Genomic DNA, 23729 nt, shown 5'->3' with positions numbered 1-23729 from the left:
AATCCACGGTCAATGCACTCTTTTACTCATCTTTTTACACTACACACAACGACCTATCTCTCAAAAAACATTCATCCCTTAATTTTTACTACTAACCTCAAAAATTAAGGGATATACTATTTCTAATTCCTTCATGGAGATAGAAATGGACACCCAACACACCACTCAGGATTTTCAACACCTTAAACAAGGTGCGGATGACTACATTAAACGTCGTAACCTGCGTTTGCTTGCGAACCACCGTAAAGAGCTGCGTAACTTTACCCGCGCAGAAGCGTCGGCTTATCTTGGCATTGATGCAAAAACGCTAGACAAATACGTCTCAGCGGCAGAAATCGACCCGCGCCGTCACGAAGACTCACAATGGTCGATCGACATTGCGGAAATGTATCGTGTGCGCGCTTTACTGCCAGAGTCTTTACGTAAAGAGCCTAAGTTCGTGCGTAATGACAAACAGCAAACACAAGTCATCGTGATCCAAAACCAAAAAGGTGGAGTGGGTAAAACCGTGTCAGCGGCAACCATCGCTTCCGGTCTGGCGACCGAATTTCATCAAGAATACCGCATTGGTCTGATTGATATGGATGGCCAGGCAACGTTATCGATGTACTACGCGCCAGAGGCCGAGCAAGAAGGTAACCTCTCGGTTGGCGATCTCATGATGCGCAACTTCGATCTTGATGAAGGAGAAACGTTCGAGCAGGTCGTTCGTGAAGCCTTTTTAGAAACCACCATTCCTAATCTTCGAATCCTACCGGCGGCGCAAAGTGACCGCGCGATGGAAGGTTGGTTTCACGAGCAGGTGTTTAGCCACCAACTGCCCTCGCCTTACTCACTACTGAGTGACATTATCGAGAGCGTAAAGGACGAGTTTGATATTCTGATCATTGATACGCCACCGTCTCTAGGTTACGCGACATTCAATGCTTACTTTGCGGCGACCTCAGTTGTCTTCCCATTGTCGATCACCGAAAACGACATCGACGCAACCTGTTCGTACTTTAGCTACATCCCGCAAGTATGGGCGCTGCTCGAAAACGCCAATCACCCAGGTTATGACTTTATGAAAATATTGCTCACTAACCACCGTGACAGCTCAACCACAACCGAGCTGATGAACAGTCTTTATGACTACTTTGGACCGTACTTGTACTCCAAAGAATTCAAACACAGTGAAGCGATCCGTCAGGCCTCTTCCCTACTTTCTACGGTATTCGATATGTCGAAAAGCGAGTACCCAAAGAGCAAAGCAACTTTCCAATCTGCGCAGCAAAATGGTTATGAAGTCACTAGTCAGATTCTACGCGACATCGTCAACGTTTGGCGTGAACAGGAGCAAGCATAATGGCGAAAAAACGTGGCGGCAGCCCATTAGGAAATGCACCCGGTGCCGTAGCAGCGCAACAATCTGCCGCGAAAGCGAACGTAGATTCATTAGCTAAACAGCTAACCAACGAGCTTGCCAAATCTGGCCAAGATGCGGCGGCGTATCTGCAGCAACAATTTGGTCTCACTGCCGTCGGTCAAAGCATGGTATGGCAGCTTGCATCCGGTGACACTGCAACGTTCAACGAAGTGACGCTCTCTTATGAACAAGTGCGCGACACTACCTTGGTGACGTTTGATGTTAACGGTCGCGATCAATCCATGTTAACCGCAGAGTCACTGCAAGATTTGAACTCACTAGAGTTCCAACAGTTCTATCCTGCCGTTGGTCGTGAAGTCGACGGTAAAATCGATGTTCTGGACGGCTCACGCCGCCGTGCGTGGTTCTTACTGCAACAAGGACGCGTAAAAGAATTTCGTCTGCTGGTTACCCAAGACACGATTTCCATTGCCGATGCCAAAGCGCTGGCAAAACAACTGCAAACCGCCAAAGAGCACAACTTGCGTGAGATCGGCTTGCAATGCCTTGCCATTCAGAAGAGCGAACAAGGAGTGACACAAGCTGAAATCGCCAGTCGACTTGCACTAAGCCAAGCCGGCGTCAGTAAAGCGATGAAAGCCGCTTCCATTGACGAGACGTTGATTCAGCTTTTCCCGGTGGTTAACGCCCTTTCACATCCAGACTACGCATTACTGGATAAGGTGATGAAAGCCTGTGGCGAGCCAAAACAGTTGGCGAGTTTCGTGCAGAAAACTGAGAAAAATCTTGTCAATATTCAGGCTGAATATCCGCTCGAAGATCAGAAAGACGCCATCATTACGTTAATCAAATCTGAGCTTAAAATCGCTGAAGCGAAACAAGAGAAGGACAAGGCGCAAGTGACTGCCCTCGCCCAGTTTGACAGCAAAGGCATGTTCGCACGCAAGAAGGTCAAAGGTCGTAATTTCTCGTATGAGTTCGGGCGTTTGTCCAAAGAGGTTCAAGCTGAGTTGGATAAAGCTATCGCTGCTGTGTTAAGTAAACACCAATAACGTCATCATCAGATGCACAAACGCCAGCTATTTAGCTGGCGTTTTTATATCGTCACTCAATCACCGCATTAGCGATTTTCCCAACGTTGGCGAAGTGTGCCTATTCTTGCATCCGCGCGTAATGAATGTCCTTCGGGATCACAAAGCTTAACCGACCCTTCTGGTAAACCAAAAACCTCTTCAATTGTCGCGCGAATTGAACCAACTCTTGCATCAGATCGAACGGCTCGCTCCCGTGTATACACACCTTTAGAGGGCATTGAAACACGATCATCGACGCTTACACTCGCATCGGCTGCAACGCTATTAATTTGGTTCATCTCTCTCAATAAGTCGCCAGCTTCGTAAACCTTAGTGTTACTTGGATATCTAGCATAGTCTTCATCGGTATATTGATAGTCGTCATCGTCTAGTTCTGGTGACTCTTCGCTATCATCGAGGTCAGAATAAGCAAACCAAGTCACGTCATCGTCTTGCTGCCAAACATAACCATCCTCGATATGAAGCCTGCAGCGCGATTGCTTGGTGAGAATAGAATCGCCGTAACGGACATCAACCCCCGGCATAGACTCGAAGCCCTCCAAAATTAACTCAAGAGCATTTTGGCTCCCCACAACCCCAATAAAGACTGAGTAACCAGAGCGCATAAAGTTCACTGATGATGCCTGCTGCACATACACCGTCGCCCGCAGCTCCGGTGATGACTCAGCCAATGGTTGCAAGCTCTTAATAACAACGTCGAGGTAGTCATGACATCCCTGCGGAAGGCTATCGAGATCCACTTCAACAGTGTCTATCGCCTTTGCTGAATTACTAAAATGCAAAGCATTAATCAATCGTTTCATTTTTAGAGCTCCAGATTCTTAACGAGGATGACATTCCTATATTTCACTTTAAGGAATCGCTTAATGACTCAAGCGCTCATTCTCCCTCGACAATACTTTAATAATGAGACCCATCTGAACCATCATTTGAGCCTCGATAGTTTGTGACCACCCATAGTGCTGAGAGATCGCTTGCAACTGGCCATCAAATGAAAAAGATTTCCTGATCAATTTTTCTAACGCCTGTCGATTTTCTGGTGTAATCGATGATAAGTATGCTGTTCTCGCAAGGTGACATACGTTTTGCAGAGATAGCTGAAGCTCAAGGACCGAATTTTGCTCACCTACAGAGTCAGAATGTTCTTTCTGAGCATCTAAAAGCTGATAAAGAGTGGCAATTGGGTCAGCGATCTTGCTTGGCAATTCAGGAAAATGAGCTTTGTTCATGTTGAGTCCATTAAGGTGACTTTAAAAAATAGGGCAACATCAAAGATAAATCAGACTACCACTTAAGCCGCGATTCGTAGCGAGCAACCAACTCACTACGAACCGTTGGATAATGACTCCTTAACCGACCGAGTAAGTCGTCGACCTGAAAGTAGAAGCAATAAAACTGAATGTCCCCGCGCCAACAATGTGATTTAGAACTCTCACATCTTGGCTTGAACTCGTCGAAGATGATAAAGCTCTGTGATACAAAGCGCTAAATGCCACCAATCCTTCGCCCCAAGTGATTGGGCGCGTAGGAGCGATGACTGCATTGCAAAATGACTTATGGTATTCAAATATTTCTTCAACGCCTTTAGCAACGTCACAACTCGAAAAGCATAAGCAGGTATCTTTCAGGTGAGGCCATGCTATTTGGTCAAGTTCTTTCCAAGTAATAAAACCGTCTGTTAATTCAATTCCTTCTTCACTACCATGCCCACTAAAGTGCACATATTTTATGCTCTCATTTGCGGCATACTTGATGGCTTTTTCAAAGTACGTTTTATTAATCACTTCAAAGTGCTTTGCGGATATCCCTTGCAGTTTCAAAACTTCTTTAAGAGTGGCTCCTTCATATCTGTCTTCGTAAATGTCTCTTGCACTTCTTGATTCAATAATCAAGATTTCGTTTTTAGCCATAACCACTCTATCCATACTACTAGTTTTCTTTATTTACAGTATCTTAGGTGATTTTTAAGACCATTTCTTTGACATAATATACAAGATGCATAAAAAGAGGATGGAGCATGATTATCGTTAATACTCCTAATCAGAATATTAGGAGTATTAACGATAATGAAGTGCAACAATGGCTTGTCACAATCTATGCTCGGCTCCACATGATTGTCACCTAACTTGGTGAAATCATGACAAACTGTTACTGAGCGAACTCCTCAAAAAATTAGCTCGAATCTTGTCAATATTCAGGCTGAATATCCGCTCGAAGATCAGAAAGAAGCCATCATTACAGTCATCAAATCAGAGCTTAAAATCGCCGAAGAAAAGTAAGAGAAAAACCAAGCAGAAGTAATCACCCTAGTCCAGTTTGGCAGCTAAGACATGTTCGCGCGTAATAAAGTCAGTGCGCAACTTCTCGTATGAACTCGGGTGCCTATCTAAAGAGGTATAAAATATATCTAGTTCCCGGAGACAAAAACACCAGACTTTTAGCTGGAATTTTTTATTAAACAAGGTCAACCTCTCTGTTAAATAATATATTGCTTGCATATGAAATGTTAAGGCATCATCATTTCCAACAATAACAAACGGGGAATACACCATTGAAATCTATAGCTTTCTTTAATAACAAAGGTGGGGTTGGAAAAACGACACTACTTTGTAATCTTGCAGCATCACTATCTATGAAGTTTGATAAAAAAGTACTTGTCATTGATGCAGATCCACAATGTAACGCTTCAGCTTATTTGTTGCCCGAAGAAAATCTAGAGAAAATTCTAATGGATGAAAAGCATTATAGTGTCGATGCTTTTTATGAACCTATTAGACGTGGGCGCGGTTATCCTGCAGAAGTCCCATCTGTAGTTAGGAGTGAGAGGTTTTCTGTCGATTTAATCGTAGGTGATCCTAAGCTTTCGATTCGTGAAGATTTGATCGCTACCGATTGGGCTTCGACTAGAAATGGAGATCCCCGAGGGTTTCAAACAACATATGCATTCAAAGAACTGGTATCCCGCTTTGATAACTATGACTATGTTCTTATAGATATGGGACCATCCTTAGGTGCCCTTAACCGCTCTGTACTCCTTGCTGCAGACTATTTTTTAATGCCATTATCAGTTGATATATTTTCAATGATGGCTGTCGAAAACATAATCAAGTCACTAACAACTTGGAAATCATCACTCGAAGATGCTATTCAAAGGCATACTCGTGAAGAAGGATACAGTTTTCAAATAGCTAATGCAGATGTGAATTGGAACTTAAGTTTCGCTGGTTACGTTGTACAGCAGTATCGAGCTAAGAAAAAAGAAGGTGTAAGACAAGCTGTAGGGGCTTTTGAAAGAATAATTGATAGACAAAAAACCGAATTAAAAGAACTTAGTTCATTTTTTGATATTCCCCATGAATATACAGATCTAGGTGAAGTACCTACTCTTTCTAGTGTGGTTCCTTTGTCACAACAGGCCCACGCTCCAATTTTTGATTTAGGCTCCAAGGATGGCGTTGTAGGCGCTCAATATACTCGTGTTTCTGAAGCATCTGAATTTTTCCATAACATTTCTAATAAATTGATTGAAAGGTTAGAGCAATGATTGAATGGCCACCAATCTTAGTTGATGTTCTAGCTAGGCGCCGCTGCGTAATCGTATTAGGTGCTGGTATTTCCAAAAACTCAAAAAATAGACATGATAAAAGACCCGATACTTGGGAGGAGTTTTTACGACACTGTATGCAAGGACTGGATAATACCGAATGCATCGAAGAGTTATTAGCAAGACATGATTATCTGACGGCTTGTGAAATTATAAAAAACAGGTTAACTACTGATGTTTTTATAGATAAAGTCCAACATGAATACCATCAAGCAGGTTATGTTCCTGCTGATATACACAAACAAATCTATTTACTAGACGCAAGCATTGTTTTAACACCAAATTTTGACCAAATTTATGATACATACGCTCGAACTGAATCTGCAGGGACAATTTTAGTCAAAGATCATACAAGTAATGATATTGCTAACTATTTACTAGGTGGTGATCATCGCTTAATACTAAAAACTCATGGTTCCGCGGACTCTCCTCAAGAGCTTATATTCACTCGACGTGATTACGCAGAAGCAAGAACAAAATTTGTTCTTTTTTATGAAATTTTAAAATCTTTAGCACTGACGCACACATTCTTATTTCTTGGCTGTGGAACTGATGACCCTGACATTCGAATGTTATTTGAAGATATTCAATTTGCACACGGAAGAACTCCATTTCATTATATGACATTACCTTCAGGTGAAGTTCATTCAGATATCTTAACTATCGCAAATGAATCAATGAGAATGAAATTCTTAGAATACTCTTCAAATAATGGGCATATTGAACTCACAGAGTCCCTAGAAGAATTAGTTTCTAAAGTTGAAGAACTCAGAGCAACAATTAGTGCAAACCAAAGTTGGTAATCTAATCGATTAAGTATATGCCTTGTGAGGCATTACATAATTAGAGTGTCATACGTATATGGACTACTGAATAGTTCATCTTCATTCAGTAGTACCGTATGATCACGCCATGCCGACTATGCTCCAACCAAGATACAATATATAAAGCTTCTTACAACTACCTCAGCTTTACACATGGTCAGTTGTCGATTTTCTCGGCCTTATTGACCCAAATGGCATAAAAAAAGCTCAAAAGTTTAAAGAGCACTTGGGTAATGAAAAGCCAATAAGCAAATTTACTTTGGCGTACTAATTCTGAGCAATACTTGTCATTATTCAGCCTGAATATTGACAACTTTTCTCCCCTTTAAATCAGTCTAAATCGGTTCTGTTTCCACTCCTGTGCATCGATGAGCCCCTCGTTATACATCCCCGACCAATCGTAAAAGAATGGCGCAAAACCTTGTCCTCCCGTCAGATGGACAAACGCCAAACACAACAAAACAACACCAGCGGCAATTGCGTACTCCACCGGGTCACCGGTGCGAAATCGACCACCGAACAAATGAAAGCGTCGGTCGCTGTAGGGCGAAAAAGGCACACCTGAAACCGTCATCGCATCGGTGAGTATGTGGCTTACACCGCCCCAGGCAAACGCCATCCCAATTCCTTGGTAATCCCACACCAATGTGCACGCAATCGCGGCAATCAACCAATGGGTAAAAATATGCGTCACGCCACGATGTTTGATGTGCTTGCCCGACAACTTAAAAAGATATTCCAACCAATCCGGCGCCGTTGCGCCAGCAATACAGATTGGCACATGCGGCGGTGAGATCACCGCGCAAATTGAACCGGCAATTAAGCCGTGATTAAGCCACTTCAACGAGCGTTCTCTTGCGCTAAGGGTTGGTTAGGCGGAGGAGGTAAGTAAGCGAGCTGCTGCAAATAGTGGTTCACTTGTTCACTGTAGCTCTCCTCACATAACGCCACCAAGACTAAGCGATGCTCCACAATTTTGGCTTCATGCGCTAATACATCACGGTGCGCAGTGGCGACTTTTTCTAGCAAGGTGACTTGCTCCGATACATTGGCCACGCCTTGCGCTACTCGCCGTTGTGCGCGCGCCTCAAGCGACAGATAAAGCCCCATTAAGCGATACGCATAATTGCGGTCCGCCAACGCTTGAGTAAATGCCGCTACCGACGTGGCAGTCGCGGTACGCCGTTGATATTCCCATTGGCGTTCGCGAGATTGCTCAGTGGAAGAGTAGAGCGGCATCTTGCCTACGATGCCAATATAGTGCTCCGAGATCTCCGGCCAATCATCACTGTTGTACTCATCAAGATTGGTTTTCATCCCAGCCACCAAATTCAAGTCCAATTTGAATTTGCTCTTCTCTGGGTAGCAACTCAGCACAGTGTGAAAAATCCGGTCAGGGTCTATTTTGGGCGCTGGTTTCAATGCCGGAGTAGGGGTGTTGTAGTGAGGGGCGACGCCTTTAAGGGTAGGGAGCTCAAACGGTTTGATTTCAGGTGCTATGACTTCCGGCTCTTGCCACGGTATTTCAATTCCCCAATCAGCGGCAAACACCTCCCGAAACGAAAATATCAACGTGATTGCGATGGCAAAACTAATCAGCACGCGTCGACCTCCTTCCCGAACCCAACATCTGCAGCCCACCAATCACCGCGCCCGCTTCCCAAGCACCCGCGACCACACACAATGCCACCATAAACCAAATCAGCGCTTTAGTGGTGTCGTAACTGACATCACTCTCTAAATTGATGCGTTGCGGATCACGTCGCTCAATAATAGGGCGTATGGATGGCGGCAAACGACCCTCTTCGCTGCAGGTGATCAGCCATATTTTTGCTGACAACAAGCACTTTCTCGCGATCTGCGCTTTGCGACCGGTGAGCTTATGCGCGTCATCAATAAAGAGTAAGGACTGGGTATCCACCAAGTAATCAGCCAGCAAATCGGCCTTCTGTTGCAAGTTGAGTTTATGCCAATGCATGGCTTGGCTCTCATCTTGGCGGTATTTGCTGTACCACTTATCGATGCCCTTAATTTCAACCCAACTAGAGAGAGGTAAAAGACCCTCTAGTAAGACAGGCTGCGTTTTCTTCCCCCATATTTCGTGCCGGTTGTCTCGCAGGCGCGTTAACCAGCGACTCTTTCCCGAGTCGTGTGCGCCCGTGATGAGCTGGCACTGTTTTCGGCGCAAGCAGGTTTCCTTTCGATCACGGCTCGGAGCAAAGCGGCGCGGTGCATCCACCACTAACGGCGTGACATAGCGCGCGCCATCTTTACGTATTCGGTTATGATCGGTTCTGAGTTTCAAAAATCGCATGATGTCTTATCCTCTTTACCGACCATACGCGCTTTGCCAGCAGATGAAAGCTGATGAAGCGAGCTTGAGAGTGCACAGAAGCTTGCTTGTAATTGAGTTGTTTATCGCCACTAAAAACGCCTGCCGTATTCGCGCGAATGCCAGCGGTTATTTCTGCACAACCAGAAAAAATTTAAACCAAAAGGAAGGGGTAAATAAAAGTGATGAGAGCGATAAAAAGACAAGAATAGGGAGGTGAACAAAAGTAATGACCGTTTATTTCGCACATTAGGGTTCTAAGACGGGGCTGGGTGATGCAACACAAAAGCGTTAACGTCAACCCAAGATCCGACTCTCTATTTGATGTTGGTTTTTCAACATAATGCGTTATCAGGTGCGTATTTACGTGACAGATTAGTTAAGGCTGGGCATAGTCACACGGCTCGCCGCACCGCTGCAGGTTGAGGCGTTACTCTCTTCCCTTTCCTAGACTGGTCTGTGTACTGACTAAATCAACCTAACAGCTAGGCATCACTTGTTAACCCGTTTATCAATTGTCCACACAACACCATTGGTCAATCGCGTCCCCCGTAAGACGGCATTACATTGTCACTTACTCTTATTTCATTTAGACAAGCCTAAATGCCACCCAATTATTTCACATCGCTGGCGTCTGCTCCCGCAACGACCAAGTGAGTAAGTTACTCAATTAATTTGGCTTCGTTAAGCATTCCTTAAAAAGTGAAAATCTCTTTGAACGTATAACGGGAGGCATATGGGGGACAAAACGGAGACCGCGAGATCCGATCCACTGAGAAAAATCTGATCTTAACAATCTTATGAATTGCATTTACCTAGGATGAATTCACGAAATTGACACATAGATGACAAAATTTAGGTGGAAATACTAGATATACACCTAAAAGATGTCATAATTACCTAGATTTTGTCAGCATTGGATTTTTTGTTAATGGATAATGAAGAGTATTTTTACCCAGTCGTTAGCGATAACCTACCGAAACATATCAAGAAAGGGCATCAACTTGTCTTTAGCCGACAAGATCTTTCTTCACGTGAAGCGGACATGTTTGCCTTAATGGTGGCACACATGAAAGCAGCAGATTGGGACCAGTCGACTCCTCATTATGAATTTACTTCCCACCAACTCTCAGAATGGCTTGGGGTCGAATCCAAACACATTGGTAGCAATCTAAGCCCAGTCGCCAACCGTTTAGCTAGTCGAAAAATTGGTATTAAGGTGGAAACTCCAAAAGGAGACACCGAGTTCGATTACCGTCCATTGTTCAAGCACATTGCCTATAAAAGCGGTGTTCTGACTATGGTACCTAACGATATGCTGAAATCTGAGTACATCGAATACAATCAAGGCTTTGCTCTGATCAATACTCGCAACTTCTTCGATGTAAAAAAAGAATACTCAAAAAGATTGTATGAGCTTCTTAGCCGCTTTAAAGACAAGGGCTTTGAAATGCACTCACAAAAACTAGACGAGTTAAAAGGCGTGTTTGGTTTACTTGATGAAGTTGGCAAACTGAAAAAAGACAAAGCATCATTTAAAAACAACAGCGTTTTTATGAAGCGCTGCATCCGTGAGAGCATCAAAGAGCTCTCTGAGCATCCACAGATCAGTAAAGAGTTGTTGTTCTTAGAAAGCGACAAAGGTGAGAAAGGTTTTGAGGTGATCAAAAAAGGTCGCTCAATTACAGGCATTAAGTTCCTTTTCCGCTGGATAAAATTGGGCACCATCGACGAGCTAAACCAACATGATGCACTCAAAAACATCCGCGAACTTGAACTTAAGCGTTTACAAAACAATGTCAAACTCACCGATTCAGAACTGGAAAACCTTGCGATAGCTTACCGATACATAGGTCGCGATGAACAAGCTCTAAAAGTAGAAGAGAGTTTATCACGAAGACATTTCCAACAAGTTCAGCAGGTTGAGGAAGCAGAGCAGACGGATATCGACTCATTGATGGAAAAGATAGACACGCTCGCGACTATGAGTAATAACCCGGATTATTAAAGCAAACACTTTTTAGGTGTTCACTTCAAATAAATGACATTATTTAGGTGTTTTTCTCTTTAAGTGACTTTTTTTAGGCGAGAAAGTGGTGTTCAAGCGAGGTACATGCCCAAAATTAGGACACCGAAACCTAAAATATGTCATCTATACCTCAAATTTGTCACGTTATAGGCACTCAAATGAGGCAACACCTAAAATGTGTCATCTAAACACCTAATATTTACACTCAAACACCTAAAATATGTCATCAATGACCTGATATAAGATCATTAAGACCTATAATATGATCATCACCACCTATATTTTGTTATCTAAACACCTTAAATATGATCATTTGAGCTTGATTTATCATTTAAAAACAATAGCTTACAAGGTCTATAGATCTTATAGATCTCATAGTTAAAATAGTAATATATAGATATATATAGATCCTTATAGTTATTGTGGATAACTGGAAAATCAAAGATTTACACAGTTGCCCACAATCCAAAATCAATCTTTCTCTTTTTTCTTATGATCACAAATTAGGTCAAACCGCACTTTCTCATTACAGACTCTTGCTATAACAACTCCTTACACAAGGAGGGACCATGAGTCATTACGCTTACTTAAGAGTGTCATCAGATAGCCAAGATACCGCGAATCAAAAACACGGCATTTATGAATACTGCAATAAATTTGGGATTGGTGATCTTTGTTTTGTTGAAGATGTCGTCACAGGTAAAAAGAAATGGCACGAACGCAAACTTGGTCGACTAATTGAAGGTATGGAAAGGGGAGACAAACTCATCTTTGCCGAAGTCAGCCGGATCGCTCGTTCAACCTTGCAAGTATTAGAAGTGCTTGAGATCTGCATGGAGAAAGGTATTGATGTATACATTGCCAAACAAAACATGCAATTGGATGGTTCAATGCAAGCTCGTATTACCGCGACGGTATTGGGTTTAGCGGCTGAAATTGAGCGCGAATTTATCTCAATGCGCACCAAAGAAGCTCTAGCAGCCAGGAAAAAGGCCGGCGTGATACTCGGTCGACCAAAAGGTCCCGCTGAGCGCTTAAAGTTAGACGCCAAACGTGATCAGATAGAAAAGTACATAAAATTAGGGTTGGGAATTCGCCCAACCGCCAAATTGATTGATGAAGCGCCAAGTACGCTGCGTGATTACATTAAGCGCAAAGGTATAAAAGCGATCACTGTTGCTGAAAGTGCTTAGCAGGGGACATATTGCGACCCAATACCGCGGCGATAACAATATGGTCCGGTTTTCTAATGTAGTAAATCACATGATGCTTTAAAGGAAAGCGGCAATAACCCGCACCCAGTTCGGGCATGTCGATACCAATTAATTCGTTATTGGCTAACAACGTCATTGATTGTTTGAGTTCATTGAAATAGTTAGTCCATTGCACACTTCCCCAGTTTTCGAGTGTGTAGCGGCGGATATCGATAAGATCGGTCTGTGCGGCAGGAGAAAGTTTGTATTGTGCCATTAGTCAAACTTGCCTAGATCCAATTCGTTCATGAAGGTATCGCCATCGACCAAATTATCATTCGCGATATCTCGCTCCGCTTGCTCAAAACGCGACTTCACCATGGCCATCTTTAAAGCTTCAAGCTCTGCATATTCTTCGCATGACATCATGACTGCCACCGGTGAACCATTTTTGCTGATTTGTACAGGCTCACGCTGTACCTTCATAAGTAGGTCACCAAATTTAGTTTTTGCCGTATTAGCGGTTAATGATTGCATAGAGTGCTCCTTTTTCGTTCATTATAGTCGAATCGTTCGATTCATGCGAATCATTCGAGGGGATGGGAAAAGGGAGTGTCCATAAAGGTGTACTTTTAGGTCACTAAACTTATAAGTACCTCATTGCGTCCAATATGTCCTGTTGAATTCAAATGTACATGCCCATAATATAAATTATATGTTTTTGAACAATTTTGGTGTCCATCATGCAAATAGGCTACGCGCGCGTCAGTTCCAGCGATCAATCTCTAGCGATTCAAGTAGATCAGCTTACCCAACTCGGTTGTGAAAAAATTTTCCAAGAAAGTGCCAGTGGTAAAGATTCGGAACGCACTCAGTTAAACGCTATGATCGATTTTTCCCGCGAAGGCGACACCATCCACGTAATGAAAGTTGACCGCTTGGCTCGTAACACCATCGATGCATTACAAATTGCCGATACCCTGGCACAAAAAGGTGCAGGTCTCGTCTTCCATGATTTAGGTAACGTAGATATTAACAGCGATGTCGGTCGGGTTATTTACACCACAATATCAGCGTTCGCAGAAATGGAGCGAAAACGTATTCTAAAGCGTTGTAATGAAGGTAGGGAGCGCGCCAGAGCCGAAGGAAGGCACCTCGGCCGATTTCCTGATAAGACGCTTCATCAGCGCATACAAGCGCTGGCAGAGCAAGGAATGAACAAGCATGCGATCAGTAAAGAGTTGGGTTGCAGTCGGACGACGGTGTATAAGGTTTTAGCCAATAAACTGTGAATGGTGCAAATTAGCTTTTTAATCAGTAGTCCGAATACTAATTTATTCGTATATGGGTAATGTTATTCCTAAATCCAAAGAAGTTACTTACCTTATTTTTAATGTAGGAATAATTAAAATCCCCCTCCATTGATAAGGTTATGTATTGATTTATATGCCAATAAAAGTTAGGTCTTCTTAAACACTGTAGACCGAGTTTTGGTGTTGGTATGCGGAACATGAAGTAGCCTTGCTAATAATATAGTGTAGTATTAACCGATTTTTATCGCCCCGAGATAGTGTTTATGAACAAATTTTTAGAAATTATTGATACATTTTCAGAGATGCAAGATGTCGAGAATGTATACGACAAAAAAGCGAGAACGTATGGAGATGTTGAGGGTACATACACTCCTTCTGAGGCTTTTTTGGTTAAGTATATTTATGAAAATGATCGAATTTCTGTCACTAACATATCAAAAAAAATGTACAAGTCTAAAAGTGCCATATCACAAATGCTTAAGCGAATTGGTGATAAGGGTTTGATTGTAATCAATAAAAATTCAATCGATGCTAGATATATGGACATTACACTAACTGAATTGGGCATAGAGTTATATTTTGCTAGACAAAAAGTTAACGATAACTATTCCGAGCAACTCGAAAAGTACCTAGAGCCTTTATCATCCGAAGAACTGGATACAGTAATGAAGTTTCTCGATTTATATATGAAATTCAGGAAAGACACTTCTCTTGGGAAAAATTAGACCTTAGTCATTTCTAAACACAGTCCTTTTTCTTTTTTGCTGATTCATCTCACAAAGTAGCAGCAATTGCTTTTTTCTACATTGATAGTTAAGGACCTTAACTATATAGTTAACCACCTTAACTATGTGTTTGTTTTGATCTATTTGAGGTTGTTTATGACAGAAAAAAGCTCGTTATCTCATACAGTTAGACCGCCCACGGCGGTTGAGTCGTTCTCTTGTTTTGCCTTTCTAATTGGTGCGATATTTTTTGGTATTGTGATTCATGGTGTCAGCATAGGGATTATCATGGTCCTTGCGACAGTAGTGGCGCTAATAGTCGGCTATCGTTGTGGGTACCAGTGGAAAGATATAGAACAAGGTATTGAACAGGGAATCGGTGATGTGATTCCCGTGCTAACGATAGTACTGGGTATTGGTTTTACGATTGCTACATGGATGTTTTCGGGAACTATCCCTGTTTCTATCTATTATTTACTTAGCATTGTAAACCCGGATTATATTGTTGCTTTTGCCTTTATCGCATGTTCAGCTACCGCTGTAGCCATTGGTACCTCTTGGGGGACCGCTGGTACTATCGGTGTCGTTATGATCGGAATGGGAGAGATTGCTGGCGTGCACATGCCCTTATTAGCCGGAGCTGTTGTTGCTGGCTCTATGTTTGGTCAGATTTTTTCTCCTATGTCTGATATGTGTAACCTTGCATCTTCAATTAATAAGATTTCCACTTACAACACCCTAAAAGGGACTTCGTATATAGTTTTCCCAGTGACAATTATCTCTATTGTTGCGTATCTATTTTTGGGTATGTCTTACAATGAAGAAGTTGCTACAACGACGTTATCGAACAACTTTTCAGAACAAGTCGAAGCACTATTCAACGTTAATCCTCTTGCCGTACTTCCGTTAATCATACTTATGGGTTGCGCTATTAAAAGGCTCCCAGTTGTACCATCAATGTTTGGTGCTGGTTTTTTAGCGATTGCTATTGGTGTCGGTCTGAATGGCTTCAGTGTTATTGATGGCTTAAAGGCAAGTTGGGGTGGTTTCAGTGTAGATATGATACCAGCATCAAAAGACATGATTGTATCGGACCAAATCCGTTCTCTTGTTGGTCGAGGTGGTATCGATTCCATGGCATGGATGTTCACGCTAATGTTCTGTGCAATGATGTTTATCGGTATTTTTTCTAAGATTGGTTGCCTGAATGTCATTGTCGAGACTTTATTCGGTAATATGAAGAAAAAATCATCGCTTGTTTTTGCTTCTGTTAGTGCAACGCTAGTGACAGCTATTGCGACAACCGAATCTTATATTTCAGTTATCGTTCCCACTGAGTTGTTTAAAGAAAAATTTAAAAATGCAGGGTTGCCTCGCGTTAGCCTTTCAACTGCAACACTATCAGCATCAGCTATTTTTATTCCTTTAATACCTTGGGGCAGTACTGGTATCTATATGTCAGGTGTAACAGGTGTATCGATCATGCAATTAGCTCCGTTCGCATTTTTCTGCTGGATGCCCGCTATCATGACAATCGTATTTGGTTTCTTGAATTTTGGAGCAAAAGACGAAAATGAACAACTTGAACTAGCGGAGGAAAAATAATCATGAAGTATAATTTTGATAATATTGTGGATCGAAGTGGCACAGATAGCATGAAGTGGGAACACATCAGTATGTTTTACCCTAAAGCTCAAGATGATGTGCTATCTATGTGGGTTGCGGATATGGATTTTGCGTGTGCACCACAAATTCTAGATGCTATAAAACAGCGTACGGATAGACAAATTTTAGGTTATTCTCATTCTTCAAACGAACAGTTTTTAGATGCTGTTCAAGGTTGGTTCTCTCGTCGTTTTAATTGGACTGTGGATAAAGAAAGCATCGTTTACGCCCCAGGTATCGTGCCTGCTCTTGGATTCTTGGCTAATATTTTGGCTGAAGAAGGGGAGGGTATTTTAATTCAACGTCCGGTCTACTACCCTTTTACGCGGATGATTGAAAAAAATAACCGCAAGTTGGTTAATAATCCGTTGAGGTACCAAAATGGTGACTGGTTTATGGATCTAGATGACTTGGAGAACAAGATCGTTTCTGAAAATGTTAAAGCGATTTTCTTCTGCAGTCCTCATAACCCAACAGGAAGAGTATGGACAGTTACAGAATTGGAAGGATTCTTATCGATCTGTAAGCGTCACAATTTATGGGTCGTATCGGATGAGATACATTTTGATTTGATTCGTAAGGGTATTAAACATACGCCTCTTGAGTTAATTGATCCATCTTACAAACATCGAATTATCACTTGTACTGCTCCGAGTAAGTCATTCAATTTAGCTGGCGTCCAATTGTCAAATATCGTAATTAATGATGAAGAGATGCGTAATAACTGGCATGAATTTATGCATGGTCGTTTTGGTCTTGGTGATCCGAACGCATTTGCGCTTGTTGCTTGTCAGGCTGCGTATAATGAAGCGGAGTCATGGCTTAACCAAGTGAACGAATACATTGATGGGAACTTTAATTTCATTCGTGAGTTCATAAATGAGAATAATCTCAAGATGAGACTGGTTGGTGGTGAAGGTACCTATCTTGCGTGGATTGATATGCGAGCTTACAACTTGACCGATGAGCAATTGACCGAACTGGTTCTCGAAAAAGCCAATATCGCCCTTGATGATGGTTATATTTTTGGTGAAGAAGGCACGGGATTTCAACGGATTAATGTCGCGTGTCCACGCTCTAGGGTTGTTCAATGTATGAACTCACTTAAAGCTGCATTCTCGGGGTTATAAAAAATAGAAGGGAAGTGAGTTATTCACTTCCCTTTTTTGCAGGAATTAATCACCCATCAGTTCATTTTGATACACTAAAGAACTTTAAATTATCAGTTGGTGTAAGAGGGTTAACCTGCTGAAACGGGATTATTGGTTGAGTAATAACGCTTAGTTAACTCAGCTTCTGGTAGTTGAAGTCGCATTTTTATTTTCGAAGAGCTAGCGTGAGCCATGCTATTGATGGCCTTGCTAAGCACTCCAGCCTAAACTAGCCACTACCCAGTGGTGAACACGCAAAAACATGTCATGGGCTAAGCGCGTGACGCTGCGCGACACAGCCCATCACATAAACGTCATCATCACTGAGGCGGCTGCATTTAGGCTTCCGTAGCAAGGCCGCTGAAAAGGTCGATTTCCAACCCCATCCCCCAAGCTTGGGGCTTTCAGTTCAAATTCAACATAATGTGGAATAATGCGCAATTGCACGGGCTTTTCGTCAGCAAGCTGCCGAGCCCTGAGCAACTACAAGCATTATTGGACATTATGTGTAAATTTTCACAACCGCACAGAAAGCGTGCTCTAAGGTGGCCAGCAAAGCTGGCGTCTATTTATCTGCCTTGCCCAAAGGGCAAAGCAGGGAAAAGGCGTGCGCATCGCAAAACCAGAGGTGTTTGCCATGCGGTTTAGTGAGTTGCGCTTTTATGACGTTGTCACCAGTTGAAGAGTTATGTTGTCCGTACCGGCCAATCCATAAAAATCGCAAGCTATTTTATGGAGACCCACCACATCCCCCGCCCACCCAATGCTGCGCCCCGTTCTTTGGTAAAGTGAGAGCGGCTGGGTTGGCGTAACATCGCTTCATCACATGAAATTTAATGGCGCAGCGGTGGTCGTGTCGTGGTTGGGGGGCGATCGAAGATGATTTTGGACCGTTTAAATACCACCCATCAACACGTATTTCACTTCTTGGTATTCCTCTAGTCCCTGGTAAGATCCTTCGCGACCAAGTCCTGATTCTTTTACACCACCAAAAGGTGCAACCGTCGTTGAAATCAGCCCCTCGTTTACTCCAACAATCCCAGTCTCTAGGGCCTCACTCACTCGCCACGCTCTAGAGAGTGAGCGTGTATAAATATAGGCACATAGACCGGACTGCCCGCGATTGGCACGCTCGAGCACACTATGTTCATTTTGAAAACGGAACAACGCGGCAACAGGACCAAAAGTCTCTTCGTGAGCAATCAACATATCATCGCTGACTTCAGTGAGCACATAAGGTGTAAAAAAGTTGCTGTCTGCGGAGGGGGCTTTCCCAAATGCGACCTCAGCCCCGAGGGCGAGGGCATCATTGACATGAGTAATAACCTTATCGACGGCTCGACGATTAATCAGTGGACCAATCTGAATATTCGGTTCAAACGCATCGCCAACCTTTAGCTGCGCAACGCGATCAACGAGCTTCTTCGTCACCTCTTCATATACTGAGTCGTGTACGTAGATGCGATTGGCGCAAACGCACGTTTGCCCAGCATTTCGAAATTTAGCAATCATGATCCCATCGATAGCAGCATCAATGTCTGCATCATCAAAGATGATGAAGGGGGCGTTTCCACCTAATTCAAGGGACAGCTTTTTGATGGAAGATGCCGCTTGTTGCATTAATTCTTTGCCCACCAAGGTGGAGCCAGTAAAAGAAAGTTTTCTAACAATTGGGCTACTGAGTAACGTTTTACCAATTGCTTTGTTGTCCCCAGTGATCACCGAGAACAGCCCACTTGGAATTCCAGCTTGATGAGCTAGGTCGGCAAGTGCAAGTGCAGTAAATGGTGTCTCAGGTGCGGGTTTTAAAATTACCGCGCAACCTGCGGCAAACGCCGGTGCGCATTTACGGGTCACCATTGCAGCTGGAAAATTCCAAGGGGTAATCGCAGCAACAACACCGATCGGCTCGCGTAGAGTGAGGATACGTGCGTCATCGCGATGTGAGGGTATGACATCACCATAGCTGCGCCTAGCCTCTTCAGCAAACCATTCGACAAAGCTTGCGGCGTATTCAACTTCGCCACGTGCTTCTTTTATCGGCTTGCCTTGTTCACGGGAGATGATATAGGCGAGCTCCTCGGTGTGTTGTACGATTAATTGATACCAACGGCGCAGAACACGCGCTCTTAACGCCGCTGTTTGGGCTTTCCAGGTTTTAAATGCTTGCTCTGCCAATTTAATGGCTTCAGCAGTCTCTTTCGAACCCATGTAAGGGACACTACCTACAATACCTTTTGTGGAAGGGTTATAGACATGAAATGAAGCGTTATTTGTCGCGCTACACCAATGGCCACCGATAAAACATTGCTCTCTAAATAACGATCGAGTTTGAGTCGTCATGATCATTTCCTATCTACCCCGAATGGAATGAGGTGTTATCCAGTTTTTGTTGTGAGTAATTAAACTTCGGCGTGCTTATCGCGGTAAGTTTGACTATTTACCCATTCATGGTCTTTTTCCCAAGTGAACTGCCACTTGCGAGAAGGACCAGCCATCACATTTAGGTAGTAGTTGTCATAACCTGCAATGGTCGCAACTGGGTGGTAGCCTTTCGGTGCTTTCACGACATCCTTGTTATATACCGCCATCGATTCATCCAATGAACGGTCATCCGTGTAGACGCGTTGTAGGCAGAATCCTTGTGATGGATTTAAGCGATGGTAGTAGGTTTCTTCAAGATATGTTTCGTGAGGCTCATTCGATTGATCGTGTTTGTGACTTGGGTAAGAGCTTGTGCAACCTTCTTCAGTATACACTTCGACCACCAATAAGCTGTCAGCCGGTTTGTAGTCAGGAAGAATGTTGTGCACATAGCGGCGGTTGTTTCCAGCGCCACGCGCTTCTGCGTCGATATCATCCGGGGAGATTAAACGAGTCTCGTAAGTGCCTTTTCCTGGTGCTTTACATACGGCGAGTTCGAGTTCTGTCAAAGCTTCAATATCGATAGATTGATTAGGTGCGACGTATACTGCATACGGTTTTTTGCGCTCAAACGGATCCATGCGGTCACCAATGTTTTCAAAGCAATGTTCGCCCGCTTTTATCGTCGCTTTACCGGCTACAAGTACTAAACAAATCTCTAGGTCAGCTTCGAACTGTGTCAGTGTTTGACCTGGTTGCAGTTCGAATGCCTCAAAGCCAACGTAGTCCCACTGGGCATTTGCAGGGGTAATTTGTTGCGTGCAGCCATCAGGGGTTCCTGGCTGGTATTTTGAAAGAAGCTTAGACATAGCGTCTCCTGGAATTTTACAACTGTCGAAAGGATTTTGTTTTTTGGATATTATGAAATATTTATTTCATTTTCAATGCAAAGTTCATACAGTTTATCTCTCAAATTGCCGCTCTAATCTTTTTCTTATAATAACTTTACCAAGATCACAAAAGTCACTGAGCATTTCAAAATGGTGTTGAAATGAAAATTTTATTTCATATAGTGACGTTGTTATGAGCTGTGCTGATTTAGACGTTAAAAGCGTGAAGTTGCTTTAGCGTCGCTGTTTGGAGATGTGGTATGGGCACTTTAAGAATGACTACCGCGCAAGCGTTAGTGAAATTTATGAATCAACAGTATGTTGAATTTGATGGTATAGAACAAAAATTTATCCATGGTGTATGTACCATTTTTGGTCACGGTAACGTCGTGGGTCTGGGGCAAGCACTTGAAGAAGACGCCGGTGATTTGATTGTCCATCAAGGATGCAATGAGCAAGGCATGGCTCATATTGCCCTCGGTTTTGCTAAGCAGCACAAGCGCAAGAAAATTTATGCGGTGACTTCTTCGGTTGGTCCGGGCGCAGCCAACATGATCACTGCAGCGGCAACGGCTACGGCGAACCGCATACCTGTTTTGTTCTTACCGGGTGACATCTACGCCACACGCCAACCAGATCCTGTATTGCAACAGGTTGAGCAATATCATGATGCATCGATTAGCACGAATGATTGTTTTAAACCTGTCTCTCGTTATTGGGATCGTGTTAATCGACCAGAGCAGATCATGAGTGCAATGATTAATGCAATGCGAGTATTAACCGATCCCGCCGATACTGGCGCGGTGACCATCTGTTTGCCTCAGGATGTTCAAGGTGAAGCTTATGATTACCCAGAGTATTTCTTTAAGAAACGTGTGCATCGTATTGAGCGTCGCCCAGCGACTGAGGCAATGATCGATGATGCGATTGAGCTGATTACTGCCAAGAAGAAACCAATGCTAATTTGTGGTGGCGGTGTTCGCTACTCTGAGGCTCACGAAACATTCCGCAAGTTTGCTGAAACCTATGGCATTCCATTTGGTGAAACCCAAGCAGGCAAAAGTGCGATTGTGTATGACCATGAGCTCAATCTGGGCGGAGTGGGAACAACCGGCTGTTTAGCGGCAAACCTTATTGCTAAAGAGGCAGATTTAGTGATTGGGGTCGGCACTCGTTTCACGGATTTTACGACGGCATCAAAGTCATTATTCCAGAATCCAGATGTTGAGTTTTTAACCATTAACGTATCTGAATTTGACGCCAGTAAGTTGGATGCCGTTTCAGTTGTCGCGGATGCGAAAGTAGCGCTCGAGATGTTGCATGAGCGTTTAGAAAAATTGGGTTACGCCGTGGGCTATTCGGTGGACTATCAGAATAAGATCAGTGACGCGAAACAAGCTTGGCGCGATGAAATCGAACGGCTATTCACCACCCAGTTCAGCGATGGGTTTACACCTGAAGTGGATGGACATTTTGATTCTCAACTTACGGAATACCGTGAAGCACTTAATACCGAGCTGACACAAACTCGCGTATTAGGGTTGTTAGATAGACATCTTGAGGATAATGCGATTGTCGTTGGTGCGGCAGGTTCACTACCAGGGGATCTGCAACGCGTTTGGCGTCCAAAACAACCAGATACTTATCATATGGAGTATGGTTACTCTTGCATGGGGTATGAAGTTGCGGCAGCTGTTGGCGCGAAGATTGCGATGCCAGAACAACCGGTTTATAGCTTTGTGGGAGATGGTTCTTACATGATGCTTCACTCTGAGCTGCAAACGTCGATTCAAGAAGGTGTAAAAATCACAGTCATGTTGTTCGATAACGCGGCGTTTGGTTGCATCAATAACTTACAAATGAGCCAAGGTATGGGAAGTTATGGTACAGAAAACCGCTTCAGAGATCCAAAAACAGGTCAAATGACGGGTGCGTTAGTCCCGGTTGACTTTGCGAAGAATGCAGAGAGCTATGGTTGTAAAGCTTATCGCGTCCATAACGAAGAAGAGCTGTTATTCGCAGTTGAAGATGCGAAGAAACAAACCGTCTCTACTTTGATTGATATTAAAGTGCTACCGAAAACTATGACGAACGGTTATGAATCTTGGTGGCGTTGCGGTACAGCTCAAGTCGCTAAGAAGCCAGAGATTGTGGCTGCTGCGGACAGTATTCGTGAAACGTTAAAACGTGCACGTCAGTATTAATACTCAGACTTCTTTTTAATTGCTTACTACTTGTTATACCCCACTTTCAGAGTGTTTCAAGGGTTTTTACCACCATGATGGTCATCATGGTGGTTTTTTTTTGCCTAAATGGTATCGGGGGCAATAGCGCATCATATCGAGAACTAAAATGAAACAAAATATTCATTTTATTGGCAAGTGAAAGTTTCGTTGTTGTGGTCTGTTTTCTATAAGACTTTAAAGAATAGACATTTTTGTGTTTTTAAGTGGTGTTCTTAAACTGTAATCTCAATCACATATGGTGAAATTTGTTTCATCATTCATTGTAAATGAAACAAATATTTCGTATAAATGTAGCATTGAAATTTAAAGTGTTCGGCGTTTTTCAGGTTTGAGCACAGATGAGTTTAACCAGTGGTTTCAAATTTCAGCTTGAGCTGATCAGTTATAAGGTTTGAAGATTGATGGACAAGAAACTAGATGTAATTTGTATGGGGCGCATCGCAGTTGATCTTTATGGTCAGCAGATCGGTTCACGTCTCGAAGACATGACTACATTCTCAAAGTACCTAGGTGGTTCTTCGGGTAACGTTGCTTATGGCACTGCCGTTCAAGGTTTGAAATCGGCGATGCTAGCGCGTGTGGGCGATGAACATATGGGGCGCTTTTTGCGTGAAGAGTTAGCCAGTGTTGGGTGTGATACCAGCCACTTGATCACTGATAAAGAGCGTTTAACTGCATTGGTGATCCTAGGTATTAAAGATGAAGATACTTTCCCTCTGATTTTCTACCGTGATAACTGTGCAGACATGGCGATCACCAAAGAAGATGTGTCAGAAGAATTCATTGCTTCTGCTCGTTGTCTTGCGATTACAGGCACACACTTATCGCATCCTCAAACACGTGAAGCGGTGTTAACGGCATTGAAATATGCCCGTAAGCACGGCGTTAAAACGGCTTTGGACATCGACTATCGTCCAGTGCTTTGGGGACTGA

General features: G+C 43.2%; 22 protein-coding genes. 12 read left to right on the top strand and 10 right to left on the bottom strand.

The window, feature by feature from the left end:
* Nucleotides 1-145: 145 nt before the first annotated feature.
* Together GZN30_RS21160 and GZN30_RS21155 are read left to right on the top strand one after the other, a co-directional pair.
* Nucleotides 146-1345: a ParA family protein gene (locus GZN30_RS21160; protein WP_075652699.1), complete on the top strand. Its 1200-nt coding sequence runs from the start codon at nucleotides 146-148 to the stop codon at nucleotides 1343-1345.
* Nucleotides 1345-2418, top strand: a complete 1074-nt coding sequence (locus GZN30_RS21155) for a ParB family protein (protein ID WP_075652698.1) — start codon at nucleotides 1345-1347, stop codon at nucleotides 2416-2418. Before GZN30_RS21160 ends, GZN30_RS21155 begins: the two co-directional genes overlap by 1 nt.
* 68 nt (nucleotides 2419-2486) lie before the next feature.
* On the opposite strand, the gene GZN30_RS21150 is transcribed toward GZN30_RS21155, so the two are convergent.
* From GZN30_RS21150 to GZN30_RS21140, 3 genes are all read right to left on the bottom strand, one after another.
* A complete protein-coding gene (locus tag GZN30_RS21150) occupies nucleotides 2487-3263 on the bottom strand; it encodes a hypothetical protein (RefSeq protein WP_075652697.1) in 777 nt (258 codons plus the stop codon).
* 60 nt (nucleotides 3264-3323) lie between these two features.
* A complete protein-coding gene (locus GZN30_RS21145) occupies nucleotides 3324-3689 on the bottom strand; it encodes a hypothetical protein (protein WP_075652696.1) in 366 nt (121 codons plus the stop codon).
* A 120-nt stretch (nucleotides 3690-3809) separates the two neighbouring features.
* Nucleotides 3810-4370, bottom strand: a complete 561-nt coding sequence (locus GZN30_RS21140) for a hypothetical protein (protein WP_232060584.1) — start codon at nucleotides 4368-4370, stop codon at nucleotides 3810-3812.
* Between the two features lie 641 nt (nucleotides 4371-5011).
* Here GZN30_RS21140 and GZN30_RS21135 point away from each other — a divergent pair.
* Nucleotides 5012-6004: a ParA family protein gene (locus GZN30_RS21135; RefSeq protein ID WP_075652694.1), complete on the top strand. Its 993-nt coding sequence runs from the start codon at nucleotides 5012-5014 to the stop codon at nucleotides 6002-6004.
* Nucleotides 6001-6867: an SIR2 family protein gene (locus GZN30_RS21130; RefSeq protein WP_075652693.1), complete on the top strand. Its 867-nt coding sequence runs from the start codon at nucleotides 6001-6003 to the stop codon at nucleotides 6865-6867. Before GZN30_RS21135 ends, GZN30_RS21130 begins: the two co-directional genes overlap by 4 nt.
* 346 nt (nucleotides 6868-7213) lie before the next feature.
* Here GZN30_RS21130 and GZN30_RS21125 read toward each other — a convergent pair whose 3' ends face one another.
* From GZN30_RS21125 to GZN30_RS21115, 3 genes are read right to left on the bottom strand one after another with little or no spacing between them, the layout of a single operon-like run.
* Nucleotides 7214-7732 (bottom strand): metal-dependent hydrolase, encoded by a 519-nt coding sequence (locus tag GZN30_RS21125; RefSeq protein WP_075652692.1) that lies wholly within the window; start codon nucleotides 7730-7732, stop codon nucleotides 7214-7216.
* The gene (locus GZN30_RS21120; protein ID WP_408646846.1) at nucleotides 7729-8490 is read right to left on the bottom strand and encodes a hypothetical protein; all 762 of its coding nucleotides are present in this window, start codon (nucleotides 8488-8490) and stop codon (nucleotides 7729-7731) included. Before GZN30_RS21120 ends, GZN30_RS21125 begins: the two co-directional genes overlap by 4 nt.
* The gene (locus GZN30_RS21115; protein WP_075652701.1) at nucleotides 8480-9202 is read right to left on the bottom strand and encodes a hypothetical protein; all 723 of its coding nucleotides are present in this window, start codon (nucleotides 9200-9202) and stop codon (nucleotides 8480-8482) included. Before GZN30_RS21115 ends, GZN30_RS21120 begins: the two co-directional genes overlap by 11 nt.
* Nucleotides 9203-10151: 949 nt before the next feature.
* Between GZN30_RS21115 and GZN30_RS21110 the strand changes: the two genes are divergently transcribed.
* Together GZN30_RS21110 and GZN30_RS21105 are read left to right on the top strand one after the other, a co-directional pair.
* On the top strand, nucleotides 10152-11228 hold the full coding sequence (locus GZN30_RS21110; protein ID WP_075652691.1) for a replication initiation protein: 1077 nt from the start codon (nucleotides 10152-10154) through the stop codon (nucleotides 11226-11228).
* A gap of 590 nt (nucleotides 11229-11818) precedes the next feature.
* A complete protein-coding gene (locus tag GZN30_RS21105; protein ID WP_075647685.1) occupies nucleotides 11819-12442 on the top strand; it encodes a recombinase family protein in 624 nt (207 codons plus the stop codon).
* Here GZN30_RS21105 and GZN30_RS21100 read toward each other — a convergent pair.
* A complete protein-coding gene (locus tag GZN30_RS21100; protein ID WP_075647684.1) occupies nucleotides 12420-12719 on the bottom strand; it encodes a type II toxin-antitoxin system RelE/ParE family toxin in 300 nt (99 codons plus the stop codon). The two genes, GZN30_RS21105 and GZN30_RS21100, sit on opposite strands and share 23 nt — an antisense overlap.
* Nucleotides 12719-12979 carry a type II toxin-antitoxin system Phd/YefM family antitoxin gene (locus tag GZN30_RS21095; protein WP_075647683.1) on the bottom strand — a complete coding sequence of 87 codons (261 nt, stop codon included), beginning with the start codon at nucleotides 12977-12979 and terminating at the stop codon, nucleotides 12719-12721. Before GZN30_RS21095 ends, GZN30_RS21100 begins: the two co-directional genes overlap by 1 nt.
* Before the next feature lie 206 nt (nucleotides 12980-13185).
* Between GZN30_RS21095 and GZN30_RS21090 the strand changes: the two genes are divergently transcribed.
* From GZN30_RS21090 to GZN30_RS21075, 4 genes are all read left to right on the top strand, one after another.
* Entirely contained in the window at nucleotides 13186-13734 is a 549-nt protein-coding gene (locus GZN30_RS21090) for a recombinase family protein (protein ID WP_075647682.1), read from the top strand.
* Nucleotides 13735-14018: 284 nt separating this feature from the next.
* Nucleotides 14019-14480 (top strand): MarR family winged helix-turn-helix transcriptional regulator, encoded by a 462-nt coding sequence (locus GZN30_RS21085; RefSeq protein ID WP_075647681.1) that lies wholly within the window; start codon nucleotides 14019-14021, stop codon nucleotides 14478-14480.
* A 156-nt stretch (nucleotides 14481-14636) separates the two neighbouring features.
* Entirely contained in the window at nucleotides 14637-16085 is a 1449-nt protein-coding gene (locus GZN30_RS21080) for a Na+/H+ antiporter NhaC family protein (protein ID WP_075647680.1), read from the top strand.
* A gap of 2 nt (nucleotides 16086-16087) precedes the next feature.
* A complete protein-coding gene (locus GZN30_RS21075; RefSeq protein ID WP_075647679.1) occupies nucleotides 16088-17275 on the top strand; it encodes a MalY/PatB family protein in 1188 nt (395 codons plus the stop codon).
* A gap of 915 nt (nucleotides 17276-18190) precedes the next feature.
* Here the strand turns inward: GZN30_RS21075 and GZN30_RS21070 are convergent.
* The gene (locus tag GZN30_RS21070; RefSeq protein ID WP_075651175.1) at nucleotides 18191-19639 is read right to left on the bottom strand and encodes an NAD-dependent succinate-semialdehyde dehydrogenase; all 1449 of its coding nucleotides are present in this window, start codon (nucleotides 19637-19639) and stop codon (nucleotides 18191-18193) included.
* A 59-nt stretch (nucleotides 19640-19698) separates the two neighbouring features.
* Nucleotides 19699-20529 (bottom strand): 5-deoxy-glucuronate isomerase, encoded by an 831-nt coding sequence (iolB, locus tag GZN30_RS21065; RefSeq protein WP_075651177.1) that lies wholly within the window; start codon nucleotides 20527-20529, stop codon nucleotides 19699-19701.
* Nucleotides 20530-20810: 281 nt separating this feature from the next.
* Here iolB and iolD point away from each other — a divergent pair, with 281 nt between their 5' ends.
* Complete coding sequence (gene iolD / locus GZN30_RS21060; protein ID WP_075651179.1) at nucleotides 20811-22754, top strand: 3D-(3,5/4)-trihydroxycyclohexane-1,2-dione acylhydrolase (decyclizing); 1944 nt, start codon at nucleotides 20811-20813, stop codon at nucleotides 22752-22754.
* 443 nt (nucleotides 22755-23197) lie between these two features.
* On the top strand, nucleotides 23198-23729 hold a 532-nt coding region (locus GZN30_RS21055; protein ID WP_232060582.1), incomplete at its 3' end, for a PfkB family carbohydrate kinase.

Source organism: Vibrio ponticus (genome assembly GCF_009938225.1).
Lineage (GTDB): Bacteria > Pseudomonadota > Gammaproteobacteria > Enterobacterales > Vibrionaceae > Vibrio > Vibrio ponticus.
The sequence above is the reverse complement of the archived record's forward strand: the minus strand, read 5'-3'. Positions and strand labels throughout refer to the sequence as shown.